General features: G+C 67.5%; 19 protein-coding genes and 2 riboswitches. Of the genes, 10 read left to right on the forward strand and 9 right to left on the reverse strand.

Annotated elements, in window-relative coordinates; genetic code table 11:
* Window positions 1-4: 4 nt before the first annotated feature.
* Window positions 5-1,138 carry a glycine cleavage system aminomethyltransferase GcvT gene (gcvT, locus tag R1Z03_RS09170; RefSeq protein WP_317358904.1) on the reverse strand — a complete coding sequence of 378 codons (1,134 nt, stop codon included), beginning with the start codon at window positions 1,136-1,138 and terminating at the stop codon, window positions 5-7.
* A 47-nt stretch (window positions 1,139-1,185) separates the two neighbouring features.
* Window positions 1,186-1,299, reverse strand: a riboswitch (glycine riboswitch).
* A 23-nt stretch (window positions 1,300-1,322) separates the two neighbouring features.
* A riboswitch (glycine riboswitch) is annotated at window positions 1,323-1,410 on the reverse strand.
* Window positions 1,411-1,690: 280 nt separating this feature from the next.
* On the opposite strand from gcvT, the gene R1Z03_RS09175 reads away from it, so the two are divergent.
* Window positions 1,691-2,149 carry an Lrp/AsnC family transcriptional regulator gene (locus R1Z03_RS09175; RefSeq protein WP_272563736.1) on the forward strand — a complete coding sequence of 153 codons (459 nt, stop codon included), beginning with the start codon at window positions 1,691-1,693 and terminating at the stop codon, window positions 2,147-2,149.
* 135 nt (window positions 2,150-2,284) lie between these two features.
* Here R1Z03_RS09175 and R1Z03_RS09180 read toward each other — a convergent pair whose 3' ends face one another.
* Both R1Z03_RS09180 and R1Z03_RS09185 read right to left on the reverse strand, forming a co-directional pair.
* Window positions 2,285-2,887 (reverse strand): lipocalin family protein, encoded by a 603-nt coding sequence (locus R1Z03_RS09180; protein ID WP_284430885.1) that lies wholly within the window; start codon window positions 2,885-2,887, stop codon window positions 2,285-2,287.
* A 194-nt stretch (window positions 2,888-3,081) separates the two neighbouring features.
* The gene (locus R1Z03_RS09185) at window positions 3,082-4,788 is read right to left on the reverse strand and encodes an electron transfer flavoprotein-ubiquinone oxidoreductase (protein WP_284406895.1); all 1,707 of its coding nucleotides are present in this window, start codon (window positions 4,786-4,788) and stop codon (window positions 3,082-3,084) included.
* 139 nt (window positions 4,789-4,927) lie between these two features.
* On the opposite strand from R1Z03_RS09185, the gene R1Z03_RS09190 reads away from it, so the two are divergent.
* The 5 genes from R1Z03_RS09190 to R1Z03_RS09210 all read left to right on the forward strand — a co-directional run bounded on the left by R1Z03_RS09190 (window position 4,928) and on the right by R1Z03_RS09210 (window position 10,064).
* Window positions 4,928-5,710: an SDR family oxidoreductase gene (locus tag R1Z03_RS09190; protein ID WP_272563733.1), complete on the forward strand. Its 783-nt coding sequence runs from the start codon at window positions 4,928-4,930 to the stop codon at window positions 5,708-5,710.
* Between the two features lie 10 nt (window positions 5,711-5,720).
* Window positions 5,721-6,638, forward strand: coding sequence for a DMT family transporter (locus R1Z03_RS09195; protein WP_317358909.1), 918 nt, complete (start codon window positions 5,721-5,723; stop codon window positions 6,636-6,638).
* Window positions 6,639-6,792: 154 nt separating this feature from the next.
* Window positions 6,793-7,512: an autoinducer binding domain-containing protein gene (locus R1Z03_RS09200; RefSeq protein WP_284430888.1), complete on the forward strand. Its 720-nt coding sequence runs from the start codon at window positions 6,793-6,795 to the stop codon at window positions 7,510-7,512.
* A 255-nt stretch (window positions 7,513-7,767) separates the two neighbouring features.
* The gene (katB, locus tag R1Z03_RS09205; RefSeq protein ID WP_317358914.1) at window positions 7,768-9,294 is read left to right on the forward strand and encodes a catalase KatB; all 1,527 of its coding nucleotides are present in this window, start codon (window positions 7,768-7,770) and stop codon (window positions 9,292-9,294) included.
* A 113-nt stretch (window positions 9,295-9,407) separates the two neighbouring features.
* Window positions 9,408-10,064, forward strand: a complete 657-nt coding sequence (locus tag R1Z03_RS09210) for an ankyrin repeat domain-containing protein (protein ID WP_317358917.1) — start codon at window positions 9,408-9,410, stop codon at window positions 10,062-10,064.
* A gap of 83 nt (window positions 10,065-10,147) precedes the next feature.
* On the opposite strand, the gene R1Z03_RS09215 is transcribed toward R1Z03_RS09210, so the two are convergent.
* Entirely contained in the window at window positions 10,148-11,053 is a 906-nt protein-coding gene (locus R1Z03_RS09215) for a metal-dependent hydrolase (protein WP_317358920.1), read from the reverse strand.
* A 339-nt stretch (window positions 11,054-11,392) separates the two neighbouring features.
* Here R1Z03_RS09215 and R1Z03_RS09220 point away from each other — a divergent pair, with 339 nt between their 5' ends.
* Window positions 11,393-11,815 (forward strand): acyl-CoA thioesterase, encoded by a 423-nt coding sequence (locus tag R1Z03_RS09220; RefSeq protein WP_317358922.1) that lies wholly within the window; start codon window positions 11,393-11,395, stop codon window positions 11,813-11,815.
* A 42-nt stretch (window positions 11,816-11,857) separates the two neighbouring features.
* Here the strand turns inward: R1Z03_RS09220 and garD are convergent, their stop codons facing one another.
* The 3 genes from garD to R1Z03_RS09235 form a co-directional block, all read right to left on the reverse strand.
* Complete coding sequence (gene garD, locus R1Z03_RS09225) at window positions 11,858-13,453, reverse strand: galactarate dehydratase (protein ID WP_317358925.1); 1,596 nt, start codon at window positions 13,451-13,453, stop codon at window positions 11,858-11,860.
* 78 nt (window positions 13,454-13,531) lie between these two features.
* Window positions 13,532-14,686 (reverse strand): mandelate racemase/muconate lactonizing enzyme family protein, encoded by a 1,155-nt coding sequence (locus R1Z03_RS09230; protein ID WP_317358928.1) that lies wholly within the window; start codon window positions 14,684-14,686, stop codon window positions 13,532-13,534.
* A gap of 60 nt (window positions 14,687-14,746) precedes the next feature.
* Entirely contained in the window at window positions 14,747-15,706 is a 960-nt protein-coding gene (locus R1Z03_RS09235; RefSeq protein ID WP_284400249.1) for a tripartite tricarboxylate transporter substrate binding protein, read from the reverse strand.
* Between the two features lie 305 nt (window positions 15,707-16,011).
* On the opposite strand from R1Z03_RS09235, the gene R1Z03_RS09240 reads away from it, so the two are divergent.
* Window positions 16,012-17,019: a LacI family DNA-binding transcriptional regulator gene (locus R1Z03_RS09240; protein ID WP_284430896.1), complete on the forward strand. Its 1,008-nt coding sequence runs from the start codon at window positions 16,012-16,014 to the stop codon at window positions 17,017-17,019.
* Between the two features lie 120 nt (window positions 17,020-17,139).
* Window positions 17,140-17,802: a TetR/AcrR family transcriptional regulator gene (locus tag R1Z03_RS09245; RefSeq protein ID WP_284406886.1), complete on the forward strand. Its 663-nt coding sequence runs from the start codon at window positions 17,140-17,142 to the stop codon at window positions 17,800-17,802.
* A gap of 33 nt (window positions 17,803-17,835) precedes the next feature.
* Here the strand turns inward: R1Z03_RS09245 and R1Z03_RS09250 are convergent, their stop codons facing one another.
* A complete protein-coding gene (locus R1Z03_RS09250; RefSeq protein ID WP_317358932.1) occupies window positions 17,836-18,594 on the reverse strand; it encodes a DJ-1/PfpI family protein in 759 nt (252 codons plus the stop codon).
* Here R1Z03_RS09250 and R1Z03_RS09255 point away from each other — a divergent pair.
* Window positions 18,582-18,803, forward strand: a complete 222-nt coding sequence (locus tag R1Z03_RS09255) for a hypothetical protein (RefSeq protein ID WP_317358935.1) — start codon at window positions 18,582-18,584, stop codon at window positions 18,801-18,803. The genes R1Z03_RS09250 and R1Z03_RS09255 overlap by 13 nt on opposite strands.
* A 193-nt stretch (window positions 18,804-18,996) precedes the next feature.
* On the opposite strand, the gene R1Z03_RS09260 is transcribed toward R1Z03_RS09255, so the two are convergent.
* Window positions 18,997-20,901 (reverse strand): multicopper oxidase family protein, encoded by a 1,905-nt coding sequence (locus tag R1Z03_RS09260; protein WP_317358937.1) that lies wholly within the window; start codon window positions 20,899-20,901, stop codon window positions 18,997-18,999.
* Between the last annotated feature and the right edge of the window lie 230 nt (window positions 20,902-21,131).

Genomic DNA, 21,131 nt, shown 5'->3' on the forward strand with positions numbered 1-21,131 from the left:
CGTTTCAGCCGCGGTAGTAGCGGGGCGCCACGAAAGGCATCGCGCACACCTGCATGGGCACCGGCTTGCCGCGCACGATGGCCTGCACGCGGGTGCCGATGGCGGCCAGCGCCGGGGGCACGTAGGCCATGGCGATGGGCTGGTTCACGCTCGGGCCCAGCAGGCCGCTGGTGACCTCGCCGAGGGCCTCGCCCGCGGCGCTTTGCAGCGGGGTGTGTTCGCGCACGGGCACGCGCTCCAGCGCCGTGAGGCCCACGCGCTTGCGCGCCAGGGTGGCCGGGTCGTCGATCTGCGCCAGCACCTTGGCCGCGCCGGGAAAGCCGCCGGCCCGCGCACCGCCCGTGCGGCGCACCTTCTGGATGGCCCAGTTCAGGCCGGCTTCGGGGGGCGTGGTGCTGGTGTCGATGTCGTTGCCGTACAGGCACAGGCCCGCTTCCAGGCGCAGCGAGTTGCGCGCGCCCAGGCCGATCGGCTTCACCTCGGGCTGCGCCAGCAGGGCGCGCGCCAGCGCCTCGGCCTGCGATGCGGGCACCGAGATCTCGAACCCGTCCTCGCCGGTGTACCCGCTGCGGGTGACGAAGGCCTCGCAGCCCGCGATCTCGTAGCGCCCGCCGGTCATGAAGACGAGTTGCTCGATGCCGGGTGCCAGCCGCGACAGCGCCGCGACGGCCTGCGGGCCCTGCAGCGCCAGCAGCGCATGGTCGGGCATGGGGACGACCTCGCAGCGCTGGCCGATGCGGGCCTGGATGTGGGCGATGTCGCCGGCCTTGCAGGCGCCGTTCACGATCACGAAGATGTCGCCCTCGCCCTGCTTGATGAACATCAGGTCGTCGATGATGCCGCCCTCGTCGTTCAGCAGCAGGCCGTAGCGCTGCTTGCCCACGGGCAGGTCGATCACGTCCACGGGAATGAGGGATTCGAAGGCGGCCGCGGCATCGCTGCCCAACAGGCGCAACTGGCCCATGTGCGACACGTCGAACAGGCCGGCGGCCTGGCGCGTGTGCAGATGCTCCGCCATCAGGCCGGCGGGGTACTGCACGGGCATGGAATAGCCGGCGAACGGCACCATGCGGGCCCCGAGTTCGAGGTGCAGGGCATTCAGCGGGGTGGTGAGCAGGGCGGCGTCGGCGGCGGACATGGCAATCTCCAGCAAGGGCAAATGGGAACGCGGCCCCATGGCCACGCCTTTGCCCCGCTGTCCGCTTTACCTGAGAGATTCACCCACGTGCCAAGGCGGCGCGGGGCTTGCTCCTTCGGTGGGCCCGCGCACGCGGCGGACCTCTCTCCAGCAAGGGGAACGCCCGCATCCCTGCGGGCGTTTTGCCAGTCCTTTTGCCTGAGCGTTCGGGGTCACCCTGCGCCTTCGGCGGCGCCGGCAATCCCGGTGACGGGGCGGCGCTCTCTCCTGACCGGGCGGATTCTAACTGCAGCGCCGGTGCGCGCCGGGCGATCCGACCGCGGTGTGCGCGGGGGCTTGCCGTGTATCCAGAAGGCCATGCTTTCGAAAGCCAAGCGCCCCGGCGAACGGTAATCCGCCGGGGCCCTGCCTGTTTCGTGCGCCCCGGTAAGGGCGCCTTGATGGATGAAGTATGCGGTGCGGGCACTGGATGGATTTTCTGAATTTCTTCAAAAATGCCAGATTTGCAGAAAATTCTTCTGAAATATGTGAATTGGGAGAACAATGCAGTGCATGGACCGCCTCGACAGAAAAATCCTCTCCGTCCTGCAGGCCGACGCCCGCGCCAGCCTGCAGGAGATCGGCAACGCCGTGGGCCTGAGCCCGTCGCCCTGCTGGGGCCGCATCAAGAAGATGGAGGAGGCGGGCGTGATCGAGGGCTACACCGTGCGCCTGAACCCCAAGGCGCTCGATCTGAACGACACGGTGCTGGTTCAGGTCACGCTCGACAGCCATTCGGACAACACGCTGGAGAAGTTCGGCGAAACCCTGGCCAGCATTCCCGAGGTCATCGAGGCGCACCTGGTGTCGGGCGATTACGACTACCTGCTGCGCGTGGTGGTCAAGGACACGCGCGATTACGAGCGGCTGCTGCGCGAGAAGCTCTACAAGATCAAGGGCATTCGCCACAGCCGGTCGAGCTTCGTGCTGCGCACGCTCAAGCGGGCCGACCTGCCTTTGTTCGCGCAGTGACCGTGGAGGTGCCGGGGGGCTCGGACGGGCCAAGGCAAGCGGTTTGTGCTGAAAAGTGCCGATTGCCCTAGATTTGATTGCCTTGGATGCTATTAATTCGGGAGCAATGGGGTGCGACGTTGGCGCTGTGCCGCGTCAGGCTGCGATGCGCACAGCACCGTCCTCGTCCTGCGGCACCCAGACGATGCGGTCCATGTCCACGCCCATCGCGCGTGCCTGGGCCAGCAGGCGGGGGCGCACGCCGCGGGGCAGGGTGGGGGTGCGCGACAGGATCCACAGGTAGTCGAGGCTCGCGCCCACGACCATGGCCCAGCGGTAGTCCTCGTCCAGCGCCACCACGTGGTAGCCGCCGTAGAAGGGGCCGAAGAACGACACCTTGAGCGATGCTTGGTCGGGGCGGCCGATGAACACCGCCCGGCCGCGCGATTCGCGCCAGCGCTTGCGGGCCGGATCGAACCCGCGGTTGAGCACCTGCACCGATCCGTCCGGGCCCCGGCTGTAGTGGGCGCTGGTCTGGACCAGGCCCTTTTCGAAACGGTGGTCGATGCGGGCCAGCTCGTACCAGTGCCCGGCATAGCGGTCCACGTTGAAATCCTCCACCACCTCGATGCCCCGCGGGGCCCGCACGGATGCGCTGGCCGAGAATGCCAGCGCTGCCCCCACGGCGGCTGCGCCCAAGGCCAGGGGCCAGAGCGGGCGACGGTGGGTGCGGTAGCGTGGGGCGGGGGAACGGGCCATGGGGTCTCCTGCTTCGATGGCGTGGTGGTTCTTGATACTGCGCTGCAGTGCGCGGCGCGGAAAGGCCAGACAGTCTCGCCCGCGGGTCAGGAGGGTCCTGTAGGCGCGTTCCTGCAAAGGCCGTCGGAATCGCCACGAAAAAAGGGCCTGCAACGCAGGCCCTTCGGGTCACCCTGGCGAGGGCGGGGGAGGCTTCACATGCCGGAGTAGTTCGGGCCGCCGCCCCCCTCGGGCGTGACCCAGACGATGTTCTGCGTCGGGTCCTTGATGTCGCAGGTCTTGCAGTGCACGCAGTTCTGCGCGTTGATCTGCAGCCGCTGGGCATCGCCCCCCTTGGCCTCGTCGGGCACGAACTCGTACACGGCGGCGGGGCAGTAGCGCGCCTCGGGGCCGGCGTACTTGGCGAGGTTGATATTGACCGGCACGCTCGGGTCCTTGAGCGTCAGGTGCGCCGGCTGGTTCTCGGCATGGTTGGTGTTGCTGATGAACACGCTGGACAGCCGGTCGAAGGTGAGCTTGCCGTCGGGCTTGGGGTACACGATGGGCTTGCACTCGGCGGCAGGCTTCAGGTAGGCGTGGTCGGGCTTGTCGCGGTGCAGCGTCCAGGGAATGTTGCCCTTGAGCACGAACTGCTCGATGCCGTTCATCAGCGTGGCGGTGGCCAGGCCCTTCTTGAACCACGCCTTGAAGTTGCGCGCCTTGTTCAGCTCGGCGTAGAGCCAGCTCTTTTCGAACGCCTCGGGGTAGGCCGTGAGTTCGTCGTGCTGGCGCCCCGCGTGCACCGCGTCGTAGGCCGCTTCGGCCGCCAGCATGCCGGTCTTGATGGCCGCGTGGCTGCCCTTGATGCGGCTCACGTTGAGGTAGCCCGCCTCGCAGCCCACCAGCGCGCCGCCCGGGAACACTGTCTTGGGCAGCGACAGCAGGCCGCCGGCCGTGATGGCGCGTGCGCCGTAACCGATGCGCTTGGCCGGCTTGATGCCCTTGGCCTCGTCGCCTTCCAGGTAGTAGCGGATGTTGGGGTGCGTCTTCCAGCGCTGGAATTCCTCGAACGGGCTCAGGTAGGGGTTGGAGTAGTCCAGCCCGGTGATGAAGCCCAGCGTGACCTTGTTGTCCTCGGCGTGGTAGAGGAACGCGCCGCCGTAGGTGTCGCTGTCCATGGGCCAGCCGGCCGTGTGCATGACAAAGCCGGGCTGGTGGCGCTTGGGGTCGATTTCCCACAGTTCCTTCACGCCGATGCCGTAGGCCTGCGGGTCGCGCCCCTGGTCCAGCTTGAAGCGGCTGATGAGCTGGCGGCCCAGGTGGCCGCGCGCGCCCTCGGCGAAGATCGTGTACTTGGCGTGCAGCTCCATGCCCAGCTGGAAGTCGGCGGTGGGCTCGCCTTCCTTGCTCACGCCCAGGTTGCCGGTGGCCACGCCCTTGACCGAGCCGTCTTCGTTGTAGAGCACTTCGGCGGCCGGAAAGCCGGGGAAGATCTCCACGCCCAGGTTTTCGGCCTGGGTGGTGAGCCAGCGCACCACGTTGCCCAGGCTCACGATGTAGTTGCCGTGGTTCTGAAAGCACTGCGGCAGCAGAAAGTTGGGGGTGCGCCAGGACGACTTTTCGCCCAGGAAGATCATGGCGTCGTCGGTGACGGGCTGGTTGAGCGGCGCGCCCAGCTCCTTCCAGTTGGGGATCAGCTCGGTCAGCGCCTTCGGGTCCATGATGGCGCCCGACAGGATGTGCGCGCCGGTCTCGGAGCCCTTTTCCAGCACCACGACCGAGATGTCCTGGCCTTTTTCGGTGGCGAGCTGCTTGAGCCGGATGGCGGTGGCCAGGCCGCCTGGGCCCCCGCCGACGACCACCACGTCGTACTCCATGGCTTCGCGGGGTCCGTGTTGGGCGAGGATTTCTTCTGGGGTCATGGGTGTCTCGTGGTGGTTTGATAATGGGTGATCCGCCGCGGGCGACTGGCCTGCGCGCAGTCCGTCGGTCGGACAGATTGTATTCACGGAAAACCGACAATCGAACGATCGTTCTATTTTCTGACAAGAGAGACATCCCATGGCTTACAGCATCGATTTGGAAGGGCGCGTCGCCTTCGTGACCGGGGCATCGAGCGGGCTCGGCGCGCAGTTCGCCCGCACGCTGGCTGCCGCAGGGGCCGGCGTGGTGCTGGCCAGCCGGCGCGTGGAAAAGCTCAAGGAGCTGCGCGCGCGCATCGAAGGCGAGGGCGGCGACGCCCATGTGATCGAGCTGGACGTGACCGACCACGACTCCATCAAGGCGGCCGTGGCCCACGCCGAGACGGAGATGGGCTCCATCGACATCCTGGTCAACAACTCGGGCGTCTCCACCACCCAGCGCCTGCAGGACGTGGAACCCGAGGATTTCGACTTCATCTTCGACACCAACGTGAAGGGCGCCTTCTTCGTGGCTCAGGAGGTCGGCAAGCGCATGCTGGCGCGCTCGCGCGGGGCGGCGCCGGGCAGCTTCACCGGCGGGCGCATCATCAACATCGCCTCGATGGCCGGCCTCAAGGTGCTGCCGCAGATCGGTGCCTACTGCATGAGCAAGGCGGCCGTGGTGCACATGACGCGTGCCATGGCGCTCGAATGGGGCCGCTTCGGCATCACGGTCAACGCCCTGTGCCCGGGCTACATCGACACCGAGATCAACCACCACCATTGGCAGACCGAGCAGGGCCGCAAGCTCCTGGACATGCTGCCGCGCAAGCGCGTGGGCCAGCCCAAGGACCTGGATGCGCTCATCGTGATGCTGGCCAGCGACCAGAGCCACTTCGTGAACGGCGCGGTGATCGCCGCCGACGACGGTTTCGCGGTCTGACCGCCGGCCGATGCTGACTGGAATCCTGGCAGGGCTCGCCGCGGGCGCGCTCTGGGGGCTGGTGTTCGTCGCGCCGCGCATGGCGGCCGGGTTCGCGTCGGTGGACCTCACCGCTGGCCGTTTCGTGGCCTATGGCGCCATGGCCGTGGGCATGCTGCTGTGGGGCCTGCGCCCCGGCACGCGCCGAGCGGTGCGCTGGCCCACCGCCCGGCAGGCCGGGGCCGCCCTGGGCCTGAGCGTGCTGGGATTCACCGGCTACTACCTGCTGCTGGTGCTGGCGATCCGCGATGCGGGGGTGGAGGTGCCGGCCCTCATCATCGGCACCATCCCGGTGTGGGTCATGCTGCTGGGCAAGCCGAAGGGGCTGCGCTGGGCGGCCCTGGTGCCGGGGCTGGCCCTGACCCTGGCGGGCCTGGCGCTGATGGCGTTCGCGCCGCACGGGGAGGGCGGATCGCCGGCTGCGGGTGGCGGGGCGTACTGGTGGCGCGGCATCGGCATCGTGCTGGTGGCGCTGGTCTTCTGGACCGCGTTCGCCATCCTCAATTCGGCCTGGGTGCAGCGCCACCCGGAGGTGGGCGCAACCCAATGGGCCAACTGGCTGGGCGTGGCCACGGGCCTGGGGGGATGGCTGTTGTGGGGGGTGAAGGGCACGCCTCTGGCAGACCTGGCGGCGCAGCCAGGTTTCGGCGCCTTTGTGCTGGTCTGCCTTGCGATCGGGCTGGGCGCGACCTGGCTGGCCACCATCCTCTGGAATGTGGCCAGCCAGCGCCTGTCTGCCAGCCTGTGCGGCCAGCTGATCGTGAGCGAGACCCTGTTCGCTCTCGTCTATTCCTTCGCCTGGGACGGCCACTGGCCGGCGCCTGCCCAATGGGCCGCGTGCGCCATGTTCACCCTGGGCATTCTGGCGACCATCCAGGCCCACCGCTGAGCCCTGTTCGGCCCCCCCCGCGCGTCCTTGGAATCGGGTGGGGTTATGCACTGTTTTCATATTGCGCATCCCAATCGGCATGGCGAAAGAGAGCACTCCCAAAACATTGCTGGGTAGACTGATTAATAAATAGTTAATCAAAAAGGGGGTGGTGATGGCAGTGCAGTCGTGGCAGCACAAGGTTTCTGAATGTTTCTCCAATGAGACGTGCAAGAACAGAATCTTCAGCAAAATCAAGTCCGCGGCAACGGAATTGGGTTTCGAGCGATGCGCGTATACCCTCTACATTCCCGTCCCCATCTCCCGCCCGCAGGTGGTCCAGGTGGACGATTTTCCGGAAGCGTGGCAAAGGCGATATTCCGTCGCCGAATACCACCATATCGACCCCACCGTGGCCCATTGCCGCAAATCCGAGCGGCCCGTGGTCTGGAGCGACGAGCTTTTCGCCTCGGCGCCCGAGTTGTGGCGTGAAGCGCAGTCCCATGGGCTGAAGGTCGGCTGGTCGCAGGCCAACCAGAGCGCGGGCAGCCTGCGCGGCGTTCTGACCCTGGTGCGCTCCCGTGTCCCCCTGGCAGAGGAGGAACTCAAGGCGAACGAGCCCCGCATGTCGTTCCTTGCAAGCGCCTCGTACGAGGCCATGGGCCGTGCCATGAAAGCCCTGCACGGCACCCGCCAGAAGGCGTTCCTGACCCCGCGCGAACTGGAAGCCCTCAAATGGACGGCGGATGGGAAAACCATGGCGGATATTGCGCAGATTCTGGACGTTTCCGAAAACACGGTGCGGTTTCACCTCAAGAACGCCACTGCCAAACTGCAGACGCCCAACAAGACGGCGGCCGCGGTCAAGGCGGCGTTGCTGGGCTGGCTCGACTGACGGCAATTAACCGAAAGACCCCGGAAAGCGCTTCGGATATGTAATAAAAAGCGACCGGCGGGGTGTTTCGATTCGTAGATTGCTATTTTTTTAATAGCGCCCGTCCGCGCGCTTTCCGGCATTGACGGCACTCCATCAAAGGGTTGTGAGGGGCCCATCGGCAATATTCATCGCGGCCATAGCCAAACCCCCCTTGTGAGCGACATTCCGCCACGTGGATCATTCGCTTCCCTTAACGACTGGAGCGGAGTTTCCATGACAACCAGAAAAATCTTCACCGCAGCGCTGGTGCTGCACGGCGTGCTGGTAGCGCCTGCGGCGTTCGCCCAATCCGCCCTCACGCGCGACAACGGCGCCCTGGTGGGCGACAACCAGAATTCGCAGACCGCCGGCCCGAACGGCCCCACTTTGCTGCAGGACGTGCAGCTGATCCAGAAGCTGCAGCGATTCGATCGCGAGCGCATTCCGGAGCGCGTCGTGCATGCCCGCGGCACCGGCGTGCGCGGCGAGTTCGTGGCAACGGAAGACCTGTCTTCGCTGACCCAGGCCAAGGTGTTCAGCGCCGGCGAACGCACCCCGGTGTTCGTGCGGTTCTCTTCCGTGGTGCACGGAAACCATTCCCCCGAGACGCTGCGCGACCCCCGCGGCTTCGCGACCAAGTTCTACACGAGCCAGGGCAACTGGGATCTGGTGGGCAACAACTTCCCCACCTTCTTCATCCGCGACGCCATCAAGTTTCCCGACATGGTGCATGCGTTCAAGCCGGACCCCCGCACCAACCTGGACGACGATTCCCGCCGCTTCGACTTCTTCTCGCACGTGCCGGAGGCCACGCGCACGCTCACGCTGCTCTATTCGAACGAGGGCACGCCCGCCGGCTACCGGTTCATGGACGGCAACGGAGTGCATGCCTACAAGCTGGTCAACAGCCAGGGCCAGGTGCACTACGTGAAGTTCCACTGGAAGAGCCTGCAGGGGCTGAAGAACCTCGACCCCAAGCAGGTCGCCGCCGTCCAGGCCAAGGACTACAGCCACATGACCAACGACCTGGTCAACGCGATCAAGCAGGGCGATTTCCCCAAGTGGGACCTGTACGTGCAGGTGCTCAAGCCCGAGGACCTGAACAAGTTCGAGTTCAACGCGCTGGACGCCACCAAGATCTGGCCCGATGTGCCTGAGCGCAAGATCGGCCAGATGGTGCTGAACAAGAACGTGGACAACTTCTTCCAGGAAACCGAACAGGTCGCCATGGCGCCCGCCAACGTGGTGCCCGGCATCGAGCCCTCGGAAGACCGCCTGCTGCAAGGCCGCGTGTTCTCATACGCCGACACGCAGCTGTACCGGGTGGGCACCAACGGCCTGAGCCTGCCGGTGAACCGCCCCCGCGTCGGCGTGAACAACGGCAACCAGGACGGTACGCTGAACTTCGGCCAGACGACCAGCGGCGTGAACTACGAGCCCAGCCGCCTGGAGCCCCGCCCGCAGGTTTCGGCGGCGCGCTACAGCCAGTTGCCGCTGTCCGGCACCACGCAGCAGGCCAAGATCGGCAAGGAGCAGAACTTCAAGCAGGCCGGTGATCTGTACCGCAGCTACGGCAAGAAGGACCGCGAGGACCTGATCCAGAGCTTCGGCGAATCGCTGGCCGGCGCCGATGCCGAGAGCAAGCACATCATCCTGTCGTTCCTGTACAAGGCCGATCCCGAGTACGGCACGGGCGTGGCCCGCGTGGCCAAGGGCGACCTGGCCCGCGTGAAGCAACTGGCCTCGGCGCTGCAGGACTGATGCGGGGCATGCGATGCACGCGTGGGGGCCGTCCTGGCGCCCGCGTGCTGCATCGAGGGGCGCCGCTGGCGGTGCCTCTCCCACGACCGTCCCCCCATTTCAAGGAGATCGGCATGTCCCTTTCCCATCGATCGCGCCACTGGGTGCTGGCCGTGCTGTGCATGGGCGCGATGGCGGCTGGCGCAGCGGGTGCGGCCCCCAGCGCAGCCCCCAGTGCGGTCCCAGGCACGGCAGCGGCGGCATCTGCGTCGCCACCCGCAGCCGCGGCGGGGGCCGAGCCGGCAGCTCCGACCGATCCGGCCCAGGTCCAGCGGCAGTTGCGCCGCTATTTCTTCGATGCGGCCCGCGAGGGCCGGCGTGACATGCTCGGCGAGTTCATCGCCGCCCGCTACGACCTCAATGTCCGCGATGAAAAAGGCTACACCGCGCTCATCCTCGCGGCCTACCACGGGCACCGCGAGGTGGTGGAGCAATTGCTCAAGGCCGGCGCCGACCCCTGCGTGCAGGACCTGCGCGGCAACACCGCCCTGATGGGCGCGATCTTCAAGGGCGAGGTGGCGATCGCGCGGCGGCTGGTGCAGGCCGACTGCGCCCCCGATCAGCGCAACAACGCCGGCCAGACCGCCGCCATGTACGCCGCCCTGTTCCAGCGGACCGAACTGCTGCAGGCCCTGGCCGCCAAAGGCGCGGATCTCGGCGCCAGGGACGCGCGGGGCAACGATGTGTCGCAGCTGCAGCGCGGCGAATTTGCCGGTTCACCCGCGCGATGAGCCTTCACGGGGCTTCAAGCCAAATCGCCCTCCAGCGCAATGGGAACTAGGGCGTCTTGCTATAAAAATAATAGTAACGAGGGTCAGCTGCGCCCCACCACGCGAAAGCGCTCGGCGTTCGCCTGCAGCCATTGCTGGGCCAGCGCCGCGGCCGTGGGCGATGCGTGCTCCTGATCGGGGTGGAAGTCGCTGCGCAGGTAGCGCACCAGCGCCGGCAGCGAGCGCCAGGCCACGCCATCGCGTCCCCAGAAGAACCGCAGCGCACTCCAGGCCGTGGAGGGGCGCCACAGCGTGCCGTCGCGCTGCAGGTTGAGCACCGTCTGGCGCATCGCATCGACGGTGAATACCAGCACCACATACAAGTACCAGCGCACCCGCCAGGCGTTGCTGCCGCCCGCCGCGCGGTAGAGGTCGAAGGCGACGGCACGGTGCTCGGTCTCCTCGGCCGCATGCCAGCGCCACACGGTCTGTAGCGTGGCGTCGGCGCCATCGAGCCAGCGCCCATGGCGCAGCGTGCCATCGGCCAGCAGGGCCGTGAAGTGTTCGTAGGCGCAGGTGACCGCCAGGGCGTGCAGCGGATTCTTGGTGCGCAGGTGCAAGCGGGCGATGCGTCCGCGCGCCCAGTGCTGCCAGTGGTTCTGCAGGCCCTGGCGCTCCAGCTCGGCGTTGTAGAGCCCGTGCAGATGCCGGTGCGTGGCTTCCTGCCCGATGAAGCCGCGCAGCAGGGACTGGAAGCGGGTGGCCAGCGGCCCATGGGGATTGCCCAGCAACGGCGTGGCATCGCGCACGGAATCGATGAAGAATTGCTCGCCCACCGGAAAGCTCATCGACAGCGCATTGAAGAACTGCGTGCGGAAGGCATCGCCGCCGTGCCAGTGGCGGGCGAAGCCCTTTTGCAGGTCCACTTCGAGCTTGCGCACGGGGAGGGTGGCTGCGGCGGCGGCTGCTGCTGCGGGCGCGGGGGAGGGGGAGGCGGGGATCTCGGACATGGGAGGCGGCTTTCCAGAAACGGCGGTGGCCCGGCAACGCCGCCGGGCTCCGTTTTCTGAGGATTATTCAGTTTTAGACCGGACGCGCTACTCGCCTACCGCTCAGGTTTTCCGGGGCAGCCCGATCGCCTGCAGCCAGGCCCCGGGACCGCGTGGATGCTGCGTTTCAGCCGTGAGGTGGTCGAGCGACCGTCCCGCTTGGGCCGCCGTGCTCATGTTTGGGAAAAGGTCGCTGTGCAGGGACTGCCGTGCGATACGCTGTGCGGGTGGACGCCAGTCTTCGCCGGGCCGTCTGCAGCGCGTTCCGCCCCGCACGCCCGGCACCAACCGAGGCCGCCGATGAAGATCGAGATTCCCGAAGCCAAGACGCTCGTGCACACGATGCGCTTTCCCGTGCGCTGGGGCGACATGGACGCCATGGGCCATGTGAACAACACCGTGTACTTCCGCTATCTGGAGACGGCCCGCATCGACTGGCTGGTCGCGGCGGGCTGCAATCCCGACCCGCAGGGCCAGGGGCCAGTGATCGTGAATGCCTTCTGCAATTTCTACCAGCAGCTCGAGTACCCGGCCGAGGTGCTGCTCAAGCTTTATGTGAGCGACCCGGGGCGCACCACGTTCGAGACCTGGGGCACGATGGAACGCGTGGACCGGCCGGGCGTGGTGTGCGCGGCGGGCGGTGCCACGACCATCTGGGTGGACTTTCCGCGCAAGAAAGCCGTGGACCTGCCGGCCTGGGTGCGCGCGCTGGTCGGCGCGTGACGCCACCGTCATCGCGTTCGGCGGCCGGTGCCGGCGGGCCGCTCAGGTCACGGGCGCGGGATTGAACAGCACGAGGGCGTTGTGCAGCTTCCACTGCTCGGCCCAGGTCTTCTTGCGCCCGCTGGCCACCTCCAGCATCAGGTGGAACATCTCCCAGCCCACGTCCGCGATGGTCGCCTGCCCGTCCGCGATGCGCCCGGCGTTGATGTCCATCAGGTCGTGCCAGCGCCGCGCCAGATCGCTGCGCGTGGCCACCTTGATCACCGGCACCTCGGCCAGCCCGTAGGGCGTGCCCCGCCCCGTGGTGAACACGTGAAGGTTCATGCCGGCCGCGAGCTGCAGCGTGCCGCAGATGAAGTCGCTGGCCGGCGTGGCGGCATACAGCAAGCCTTTCTGCGTGGCCTTGTCCCCGGGCGAGACCACGCCCGAGATCGGGGCGCTGCCCGATTTGACGATGGAGCCCATGGCCTTTTCCACGATGTTGGAGAGGCCGCCTTTCTTGTTGCCCGGCGTCGTGTTGGCGCTGCGGTCCACCCGGCCCTTGTCCAGATAGGCGTCGTACCAGGCCATCTCGCGGATCATGGCCTGGGCCACTTCCGGGGTGCTGGCGCGCGAGGTGAGCTGGTCGATGCCGTCGCGCACCTCGGTCACTTCCGAGAACATGACGGTGGCGCCCGCGCGCACCAGCAGGTCGGTGCAAAAGCCGACGGCCGGATTGGCGGTGACGCCGCTGAAGGCGTCGCTGCCCCCGCACTGCACGCCGACCACCAGCTCGGCGGCGGGCACGGTCTCGCGGCGGCGGGCGTTCAGGCGCTCCAGGTGCTTTTCCGCCTGCCGCATGACGGAGTCGATCATGGACATGAAACCCACATGGGCGTCGTCCTGCAGGCAAACCACGTCCAGCTTGGGTTCGGCGCTGGTGCCCACGTCGGCCACGCTGCGCTCGTCCACCAGCGGGATGCTGCCCGGGGGCAGCAGGCGCTCGGGCTGGAGCTTCTCGCAGCCCAGGCTGACCACCATCACCTCGCCGCCGAAGTTGGGGTTCAGGCTGATGTTGCGCAGGGTGCGGATGGGAATGACGGCGTCCGGCGCGTCGATGGCGACGCCGCAGCCGTAGGTGTGCTCCAGCGCCACCACGTCGTCCACATTGGGAAAGCGGGGAAGCAGTTCGGCCTTGATGCGCGCGACGGCGAATTCGGTGACGCCGGCCACGCACTGCACGGTCTGGGTGATAGCCAGGATGTTGCGGGTGCCCACCGATCCGTCGGCGTTGCGGTAGCCCTCGAAGGTGTAGCCGGTGAGCGGGGGCAGGGGCTCGGGGCGCACGGTGGCCAGGGGCAGGCCCTCCAGCGACAGGGCCTCGGGCATGTGCAGCAGGCGCTCATGCACCCAGCTGCCGGCGGGGATGGGCTGGATGGCGTAGCCGATGGGCACGTTGTAGCGGCGCACGGCGGCGCCCTGTGGGATGTCTTCCAGGGCGACCTTGTGGGCCTGGGGCACGCGGTCGACGAGCGTCAGACCCGAGGCCAGCACCGTGCCTGCGGGCAGGCCCCCGTCGTTGGCGACGATGGCCACGTTGTCTGCCGCGTGCATCTGCACGGTCAGGGGCGGGCGGGTGGGTGAAGCGGAATCTGTCATGGGGCAGTCGTCGTGGGTGGGGCGATGTTCTGGGGGCTTTGCATGCGGCATGCCGCTCGATTGTCGATGGCGCCGGGCTCACGCGCGGGTGCCGAACTCCGCTGTTTCGCGCGTCCAGCCGCGGGCCTGCTCGCTCAGGCTCAGGCCGAGGCCCGGGCGCGTGGGCACCATCATGCGGCCGTCGCGGATTTCCAGGCGCTCGTTGAACAGCGGCTCGAGCCAATCGAAGTGCTCGACCCAGGGCTCGGTGGCATAGACCGCGCCCAGGTGCACGTGCAGTTCCATCGCGAAGTGCGGGCCCAGGCTCAAGCCCGCGTGCTCGGCCTGCGCGGCGATCTTGAGGAACGGCGTGATGCCCCCCACGCGGGGTGCGTCGGGCATGAGGTAGTCGGCCGCGCGGTGGCGGATCAGCTCGCCGTGTTCGGCCGCGCTGGTGAGCATCTCGCCGGTGGCGATCGGCGTGTCGAACTGGGCGGCGAGCGCGGCGTGGCCTTCGAAGTCATAGGCGTCCAGCGGCTCTTCGATCCACACGAGGTTGAAGGGCTCGAAGACGCGGCACATGCGCTGCGCGGTGGGGCGGTCCCACTGCTGGTTGGCATCGACCATGATGGGCATGGCATCGCCCAGGTGCTTGCGGACCGCCTCCACGCGCTGGATGTCGAGCGCATGGTCGGGCTGGCCCACCTTCAGCTTGATGCCGCCGATGCCCCGCTCGCGCGAGGCGCTGGCGTTGCGCAGCAGCTGGTCCAGCGGCGTGTGCAGGAAGCCGCCCGAGGTGTTGTAGCAGCGCACCGAGTCGCGCTGCGAGCCCAGCAGCTTGGACAGCGACAGGCCCGCGCGGTGCGCCTTGAGGTCGTACAGCGCCACGTCGAAGGCGCCGAGGGCCTGCACCGCCATGCCGCTGCGCCCCACCGACGCGCCGGCCCAGCAGAGCTTGGTCCACAGCCGGGAAATGTCGCTCGGGTCTTCGCCCAGCAGCGCCGGCGCGACCTCCCGGGCGTGCGCGAACTGCCCCGGCCCGCCCGCCCGCTTGGAGTAGCTGAAGCCCAGGCCCCGGTGGCCGTCCTTGCTCTCGATCTCGGCGAACAGCATGGCGATCTCGGTCATGGGCTTTTGCCGTCCGGTCAGCACCTTGGCATCGCTGATGGGGTTGGCCAGGGGCAGGTAGCACGATGAGATGCGGACCCAGGCGATGCTGTCGCTGAAAGAGGAGGGGGACGAGGAAGCGGTCATGGTGCAGTGCAGGTCATTCGGGCAAACCGGGGGGCAGGCGCCAGGCAGGCAGGGCGAGGGTCAGTCGATCGAAATCTTTCCGGTCTCGATCACCTTCTTCCAGCGGGCGAACTCCTGCTGCTGGAAGGCGGCGAACTGCTCGGGCGTGTTGGTGACCATCTCGAAGCCGATCGACGTGAACTGCTCGCGCACCTTCGGGTCCTTGAGCGCCTCGACGAACGCGGCATGGGCCTTTTCGCGCACGGCCGGTGGCAGCCCCTTGGGTGCGACGATGGCCTGCCACGAAGCGACCTCGACATTGGGCACGCCCGCTTCGGCCAGCGTGGGCACGTCGGGCAGCACCGGCGAGCGCTTGGCGCTGGTGATGGCCAGCGCGCGCATCTTGCCGGCCTTGATGTATTGCGACACGGCGTTGATGTTCTGGAACGAGGCATCCACCTGACCGCCGATCAGGTCGGTGTGGGCCGGTGCGCCGCCCTTGTAGGGAATGTGCACGCCCTTGGTGCCCGTCTGCTGCCAGAACAGCTCGGCGGTGAGGTGGTCGCTCGAGCCGTTGCCGGCCGAGGCGAAGCTCATCTTGCCGGGGTTGGCTTTCTCGTAGGCGATGACGTCGGCCACGGTCTTGTGCGGGGAGTTGGCCGGCACCACCAGCACGTTGGGCGACTGCACCGCCACGGTGATCAGGTCGAAACCATGCAGCGCGTCGTACTGCAGGCCCTTGAGCAGGTGCGGCACGATGACCAGCGGCCCCAGGGAGGTCACAAGGAAGGTGTAGCCATCGGGCGCGGCCCGCTGCACGAACGTGGCGCCGATCGTTCCGGTGGCGCCGGGCTTGTTGTCCACCAGGAAGGACTGCTTGAACTTCTCCGTCAACCGGGGCCCCACGGCGCGTGCGACCTGGTCGGTCGAGCCGCCAGGCGGGAAGGGCACGACCAGGGTCACGGGTTTTTCGGGCCAGGCCTGTGCCTGGGCGCCGAGAGCCAGAATGCCGAGGGAAATGGCTGCCAGGAATCGTTTCATGATTTGTCTCCTAATGGAAATGCGAACGTTGTCATTTTTGGTTGGAAGGTGAAGCCCCGCCAAAAACATTACAGGATCGACATGTTTTTATGATTTTTCCAGGTGCGCTGTGTGCGCGCATTGGAAATGATATCGTTGTCATTTCCGGTCGGCAAGCTTTTCTGCTGGGGGTTTTCCCCTTGTCCGTGACCGCCGCTGGCGTCCGGGACGTGCTCTGGAATGCAGCGGTGCACTCGCCACGGGCGGTGCCGTGGAATGCGGTATGGTCCTCGTCTTTCGCCCGACCGGTGTGCTCCGAAACCCCCATGAACGCCCCCTCCAACTTCAAGGCGGCCACGCTTCACGACGTGGCCAAGGCCGCTGGCGTGTCGTTGATCACCGCCTCGCGTGCGCTGAGCAATCCGGGGGTGGTGTCCGAGAAGACAAAGGCCCGGGTGCAGCAGGCCGTCGAGGCGACGGGCTACATCCCCAACCTGCTGGCGGGGGGGCTCAAGTCCCGCCGCAGCCTGATGGTGGCGGCCGTGGTCCCGGCGCTGTCGGTGTCGCAGTTCCTGCCCACCGTGCAAAGCCTGACGACCACGCTGGCTGCCGAGGGGTACCAGCTCATCCTGGGCCAGACCGCCTACGACGCCGAGCGCGAAGAGGCCGTGCTGAACACCATGATCGGCCGCCAGCCCGACGGGCTGGTGATGACCGGGCTGGTGCAATCGCAGCGCGCGCGCGACCGGCTGCGCCGATCCGGCATTCCCGTGGTGGAAACCTGGGACCTGAGCGACCGCCCCGTGGACATGGTGGTGGGCTTTTCGCACCTGAAAGTGGGCAGCGCGGTGGCGGGGTTCTTTCTGTCCCGGGGCTGGCAGCGCGTGGGAATTGCCACGGGCGGCGATCACCGAGCCATGCTGCGCCGCGAAGGTTTCGTCGCCACCCTGGGGCGGGACGTGCCGACCGCCACGGTACCCGCACCCAGCAGCCTGGCGCTGGGGCGAAGGGCCCTGGCGGAGCTGCTGGAGCAAGAGCCGCGGCTGCAGGCCGTGTCGTGCAGTTCGGACACGCTGGCGCATGGCGTGCTCGTCGAGGCCGCGGCCCGCGGGCTGCGGGTGCCGCAGGACCTCGCCATTTGCGGCTTTGGCAATGCCGACTTCAGCGAGCACATGCTGCCTTCGATCACCACTGTGCATGTCGATGGCCCGGAGATCGGCCGGCTGGCGGCGCAACTGGTCATCGACCGTTGCCGGGGCAACGCGGGCCCGCAAACCATCTTTGATCTGGGCTTTCGCCTGATCGAGCGGCAATCGACGGCATCCGCCGGCTGAAGGGGCGGATGGTTGGGGCCAGGTGACGCTGGCACCCTTGCCGCCGCCACCGTTTCTGAGCACCATTCAGTTTCCAGGGCTTGGCCCTGTCGTGCCGCGTCCACCGCTCGAAAGCCGCCTTTGAAGAAATCTCCATCCCCCGACAGTTCCTCCGGCATGCGCCGCCAGCCCACGCAGGCGCGGGCGCGCCAGACCATCGAGGCCATCTTTGGCGCCACCGCCCAGATCGTGGAAAAGGAAGGCGAGGAGGGCGTCACCACCAACAAGGTCGCGCAGGTGGCGGGCTTTTCCATCGGCACGCTCTACCAGTATTTCCCCTCGAAGGAGGCCATCGTGCTGGCCATGGTGGAGCGCGAGCGCAACCGCGTGCAGCAGCAACTGCGCGAGCTGCTGGACGAGGCCGTGGCCCAGCGGCGTGAGGTGCGGGCCGTGCTGCGCGACGTGGTTCGGCTGTTGGTGGCGGCCTTCGGCACCGGCGGCCATTCGCGGGTTCGGCGCGGCATGGTGCGGCTGGGCTGGCGCATCGATCACCACGACCGCGTGACGGCCGCGCTGCGCGAAGGGGCGGAGCGCAATGCCCTGGCGCTGGCCCGCCTGATCGAGGTGGGCGACACCTCGGTGCGCGCTCCCACGCCGGCCATGATGTTCGTTGCCACGCGCGCCATCATGGGCGCCATCCGCAGCGCCGCGCTGGAGGACTCGCCCCTGCTGGGCCAGCCCGCGTTCGAGGACGAACTGGTGCGCATGCTGTGGGGCATGCTGCGCGCCGACGCGGGGGATTAGCGCTCCCCCCTTCTGCTGACGTCGGCAGAGGACTCAGGAAGAAGGCACCGCAGCCTGCTGGGGGTAGAAGATGGGTTGCGCCGGATCGCGGTGCCAGTCGTACTCGGCGGCGAGGGCGGCCGTTTCGGCCACGGCACGGCCAGCCAGGCGAGCAACCAGGTGCCAGGCCATGTCGGTCCCTGCGGACACGCCCGCCGAGGTCACGTACTTGCCCGCATCCACCCAGCGCGAAACGTTGTCCCACAGCACCGCGGGACCGAAGCCCGCCACCCAGCCGAAGGCCTGGTGGTTGGTGGCGGCCGGCCGCCCATCCAGCAGGCCGGATTGCGCCAGGATGGCCGCGCCGGTGCAGACCGAAGTGACCACGGCCACGTGCTGGTCCATGGCCTGCACCCATTGCAGCAAGGCCTGGACGGCTGCGGTGTCCGGGTCCATCAGCAAGGTGCCGACCCCTTGTCCGCCGGGAACCATGAGCAGGTCCAGCGGCTGCTCCAGCGCCTCGTCGCGGAACAGATCCGGCGCCACGCGGGGGCCGTTGAAGCTGGCCACCGGCGCGGGAACCGGCGCAGGGCTGGCACCGTTCGAGGCCGGCCTGCACTCGTTGGAGATCAGCACGATCTCGAACGGCAGGGCCGGCGCGTTGGCATAGGAGGTGCCGATGAAGCGCGCGATGGAAAACGCCTCGATGAAGCCCCACACGTCGAGCGGCTCGAACTGGGGAAACACCAGGATCCCGATGCGTTGGGTGCGTGGAAAGGCCGTGGCAGGTGTGGAACGGGATGCTGCAGGCATGGTCATTTGGTGGGAAAGAGTTCAATGGCAAGGGCGGCTCGCCCGCACTCGTGGGGGATGCCGTCGATGGGACAACCGATCAGCAGGCAGACCGGCTGCCCCGCCGGGGGCAGGGGGGCATCACCTGCCAGGGAGACGAGAAACCGCTGGCTGCGCTGTGGCTGCGCCGCGGTGAAGGCGCGCAGCGGGTGCACCGCGACGCGCGGTGATCTCCCGTCGGCCACGCGCGTTCCCGGACGGGCAGATGCGGTCGAGGTTGCCGGTGCATCCTGAAGATCAGTTCCCTCGGGGCATCAGGCCCGAGAACGGGGTGATGGCCGGCGGCGACCGCGGTTTTCAGTGCGTTTCTTTCGCTGATCATGTGGAGGTTCTCCGGTGTCGGGGGGGCGTCGGGCCTTGAGGTCAGTGGTGGCCCTTGCTGGCCCCGCCAGCGCCGTCCGGCAAGGCCACCCGCACGATCTGCATCATTCCCTGGTCTTCGTGGTCCAGGATGTGGCAGTGCAGCACGTAGTCCCCGATGTAGCGCTGGTAGCGCGTTCGCACGATCAGCGTGTACTTGCCATTGGGCTTTTCCTTGGTTGCGATGTTCTTCACCCAGAGCGTGTCTTTCCACACGCCCTTGAGCGCGCGGTATTGCGGGTCGACGGTGCCGTCCGCCTTGTCGTCGCCGTCCGGTCCGGACACGTCCTTGCCGTCCGGGTCGAGGATCTTGACGATCTGGAACGGGTTCACATGGATGTGGAACGGGTGGCTCACGAAGTCCGATTGCAGCGTCCATTCATCCACCCCGCCCAAGGTCAGCACGCGGTCGACGCGCTTCGGATCGAAGGGCTTGCCGTTCACCTGGAACTGGATCGGCTGGGCGTTCAGGTCGATGTTGAATGCGAGGGTCTGCGTGCCCGTGACTTCGCTGTCCTGCACGGTGGGGTGGGGCACGAAGCTGGTGAGCTTCAGTCCATCCTTCAATTCAGCGCTGACCTGGGCCCGCACGTCCGAGGGCAGGTTGATGGCGGCAGCGGCAGCCAGTTCCGCTGCGAGGTACGCCGAAATGTTCTGAGGAACGGGATTGCCAGGGGCGACCTTGCTCACGGTGCCCAGCAACTGGCGCGACGGGGGCGCCTGGTTCACGCTGGCCGAAGCGGGCGAGGCGGCGTCGATCACGCAGTAGTCGCCCGCCTCGGGAAACACCATCAAGGTGTCCCAGCGGTAAGCCGGCTGGTACACCGTCTGCGTGCTGGGGATCGCCGCAGCGGTGGTCAGCCCGTCGGCTGCGATCAGGTGCTGGGGCAGCGGGGCGCCCGTGCAATTTTGTTCGATGTAGGCATCGTGCTCGCTGGCGCGCAGCGCCTGTGCGCTGCGTGCGCCCGGCCGCAGCTTGCGGAACTCCAGGTTGATGGTGTCGCGCACGCCGCCATGGATGGTGCGCCAGCGTTCGATCTGCCCAGCCTTCGCGCCCTCGAAGGTGGGCAGCACCTCGCCGTTGATGCTGGTGTAGCGCCCGGAGGCCGGCCAGGACCCGGGGCCGAACTGGTCCTTGTCCTCCTTGTCCACGGCCTTGTAGTGCTCGATGCCACCGACGTCGCCTTCGTTGCAGCGGTAGGTTCCGTCCGGGTTGAACTGGATGCGGTTGTTCTTGTCGCGGCAGGCGTACTGGATCTGCTGCAGCACCAGCACCCGTTCCTTGAACGATTGGCGGGCAGTGGGCCGCAGCAGGGTGTCCACATCGCCCGTCTGCGTGGGGGTGGGCGGCCGGTCGCCGCGGATGACGAGTGCGCCCGCCATACCGCTGGCCACCTGCAGCGCGGTGGAGCCATGGCGGTGCGTGTGGTACCAGAAGGTGCCGGCGGGATGGTCCGAGGGAATGTTGTACTCGTACTCGAAGCTCACCGTCGGGTTGATGGAGATCAGCACGTTGTCGCCATTGCCTGCCGGGTTCACCCACAGGCCGTGGGTGTGCAGGTTGGTGCCGTTGAAGCAGTGCGGCGTATTGACCCCGCCGGTGAACGTGGTGCAGCTCGGGTCGGGCGGCAACTGGTTGTTCAGGCGGATGCGGATGGTGTCGCCGGGGCGGATCTCCAGCATGGGCGAGACGAAAGGCGCCTTGGGATCGACGCGGGTGCCCTGGTAGCTGCGCAGGCGCACCTTGTCGAAGCGCTGCTCGGCCGGGTTCCAGAGCTTGCCGTCGGTGTAGACGACGTTCAGGTCCAGCGAGGCTTCGTGGGACACGGCGCGCGTGGCCGGGCCCGCTGCCAGCTGGAGCCTGCGAGGCGCCTTGCGCTGCAACTCCAGCAGGGGTGGGTTGGACACCCGCCGCGGGGTGTCTGACTGGGCCTGTGCGGGCAGTGCGGCGGTGCACGCCAACGCAATGGCAAAGGCGGTTGCAGACGCAGACGCGCACGCATTCCGAAACGCGAGTTCCATGGTTTTCCTCCCCCTCTTGCGGGTATTGCAAAGCCGAGGCGGCTGCTGGCTGCAGCTCTTGCCGTGTGATTGCTTTGTCCCAGTATGGCGGAGGCGCCTGGGGCGGGTCAACGCAT

Origin of the sequence: Acidovorax sp. BLS4 (assembly GCF_032929295.1) — a bacterium.
Classification (GTDB): Bacteria; Pseudomonadota; Gammaproteobacteria; order Burkholderiales; family Burkholderiaceae_C; genus Paracidovorax.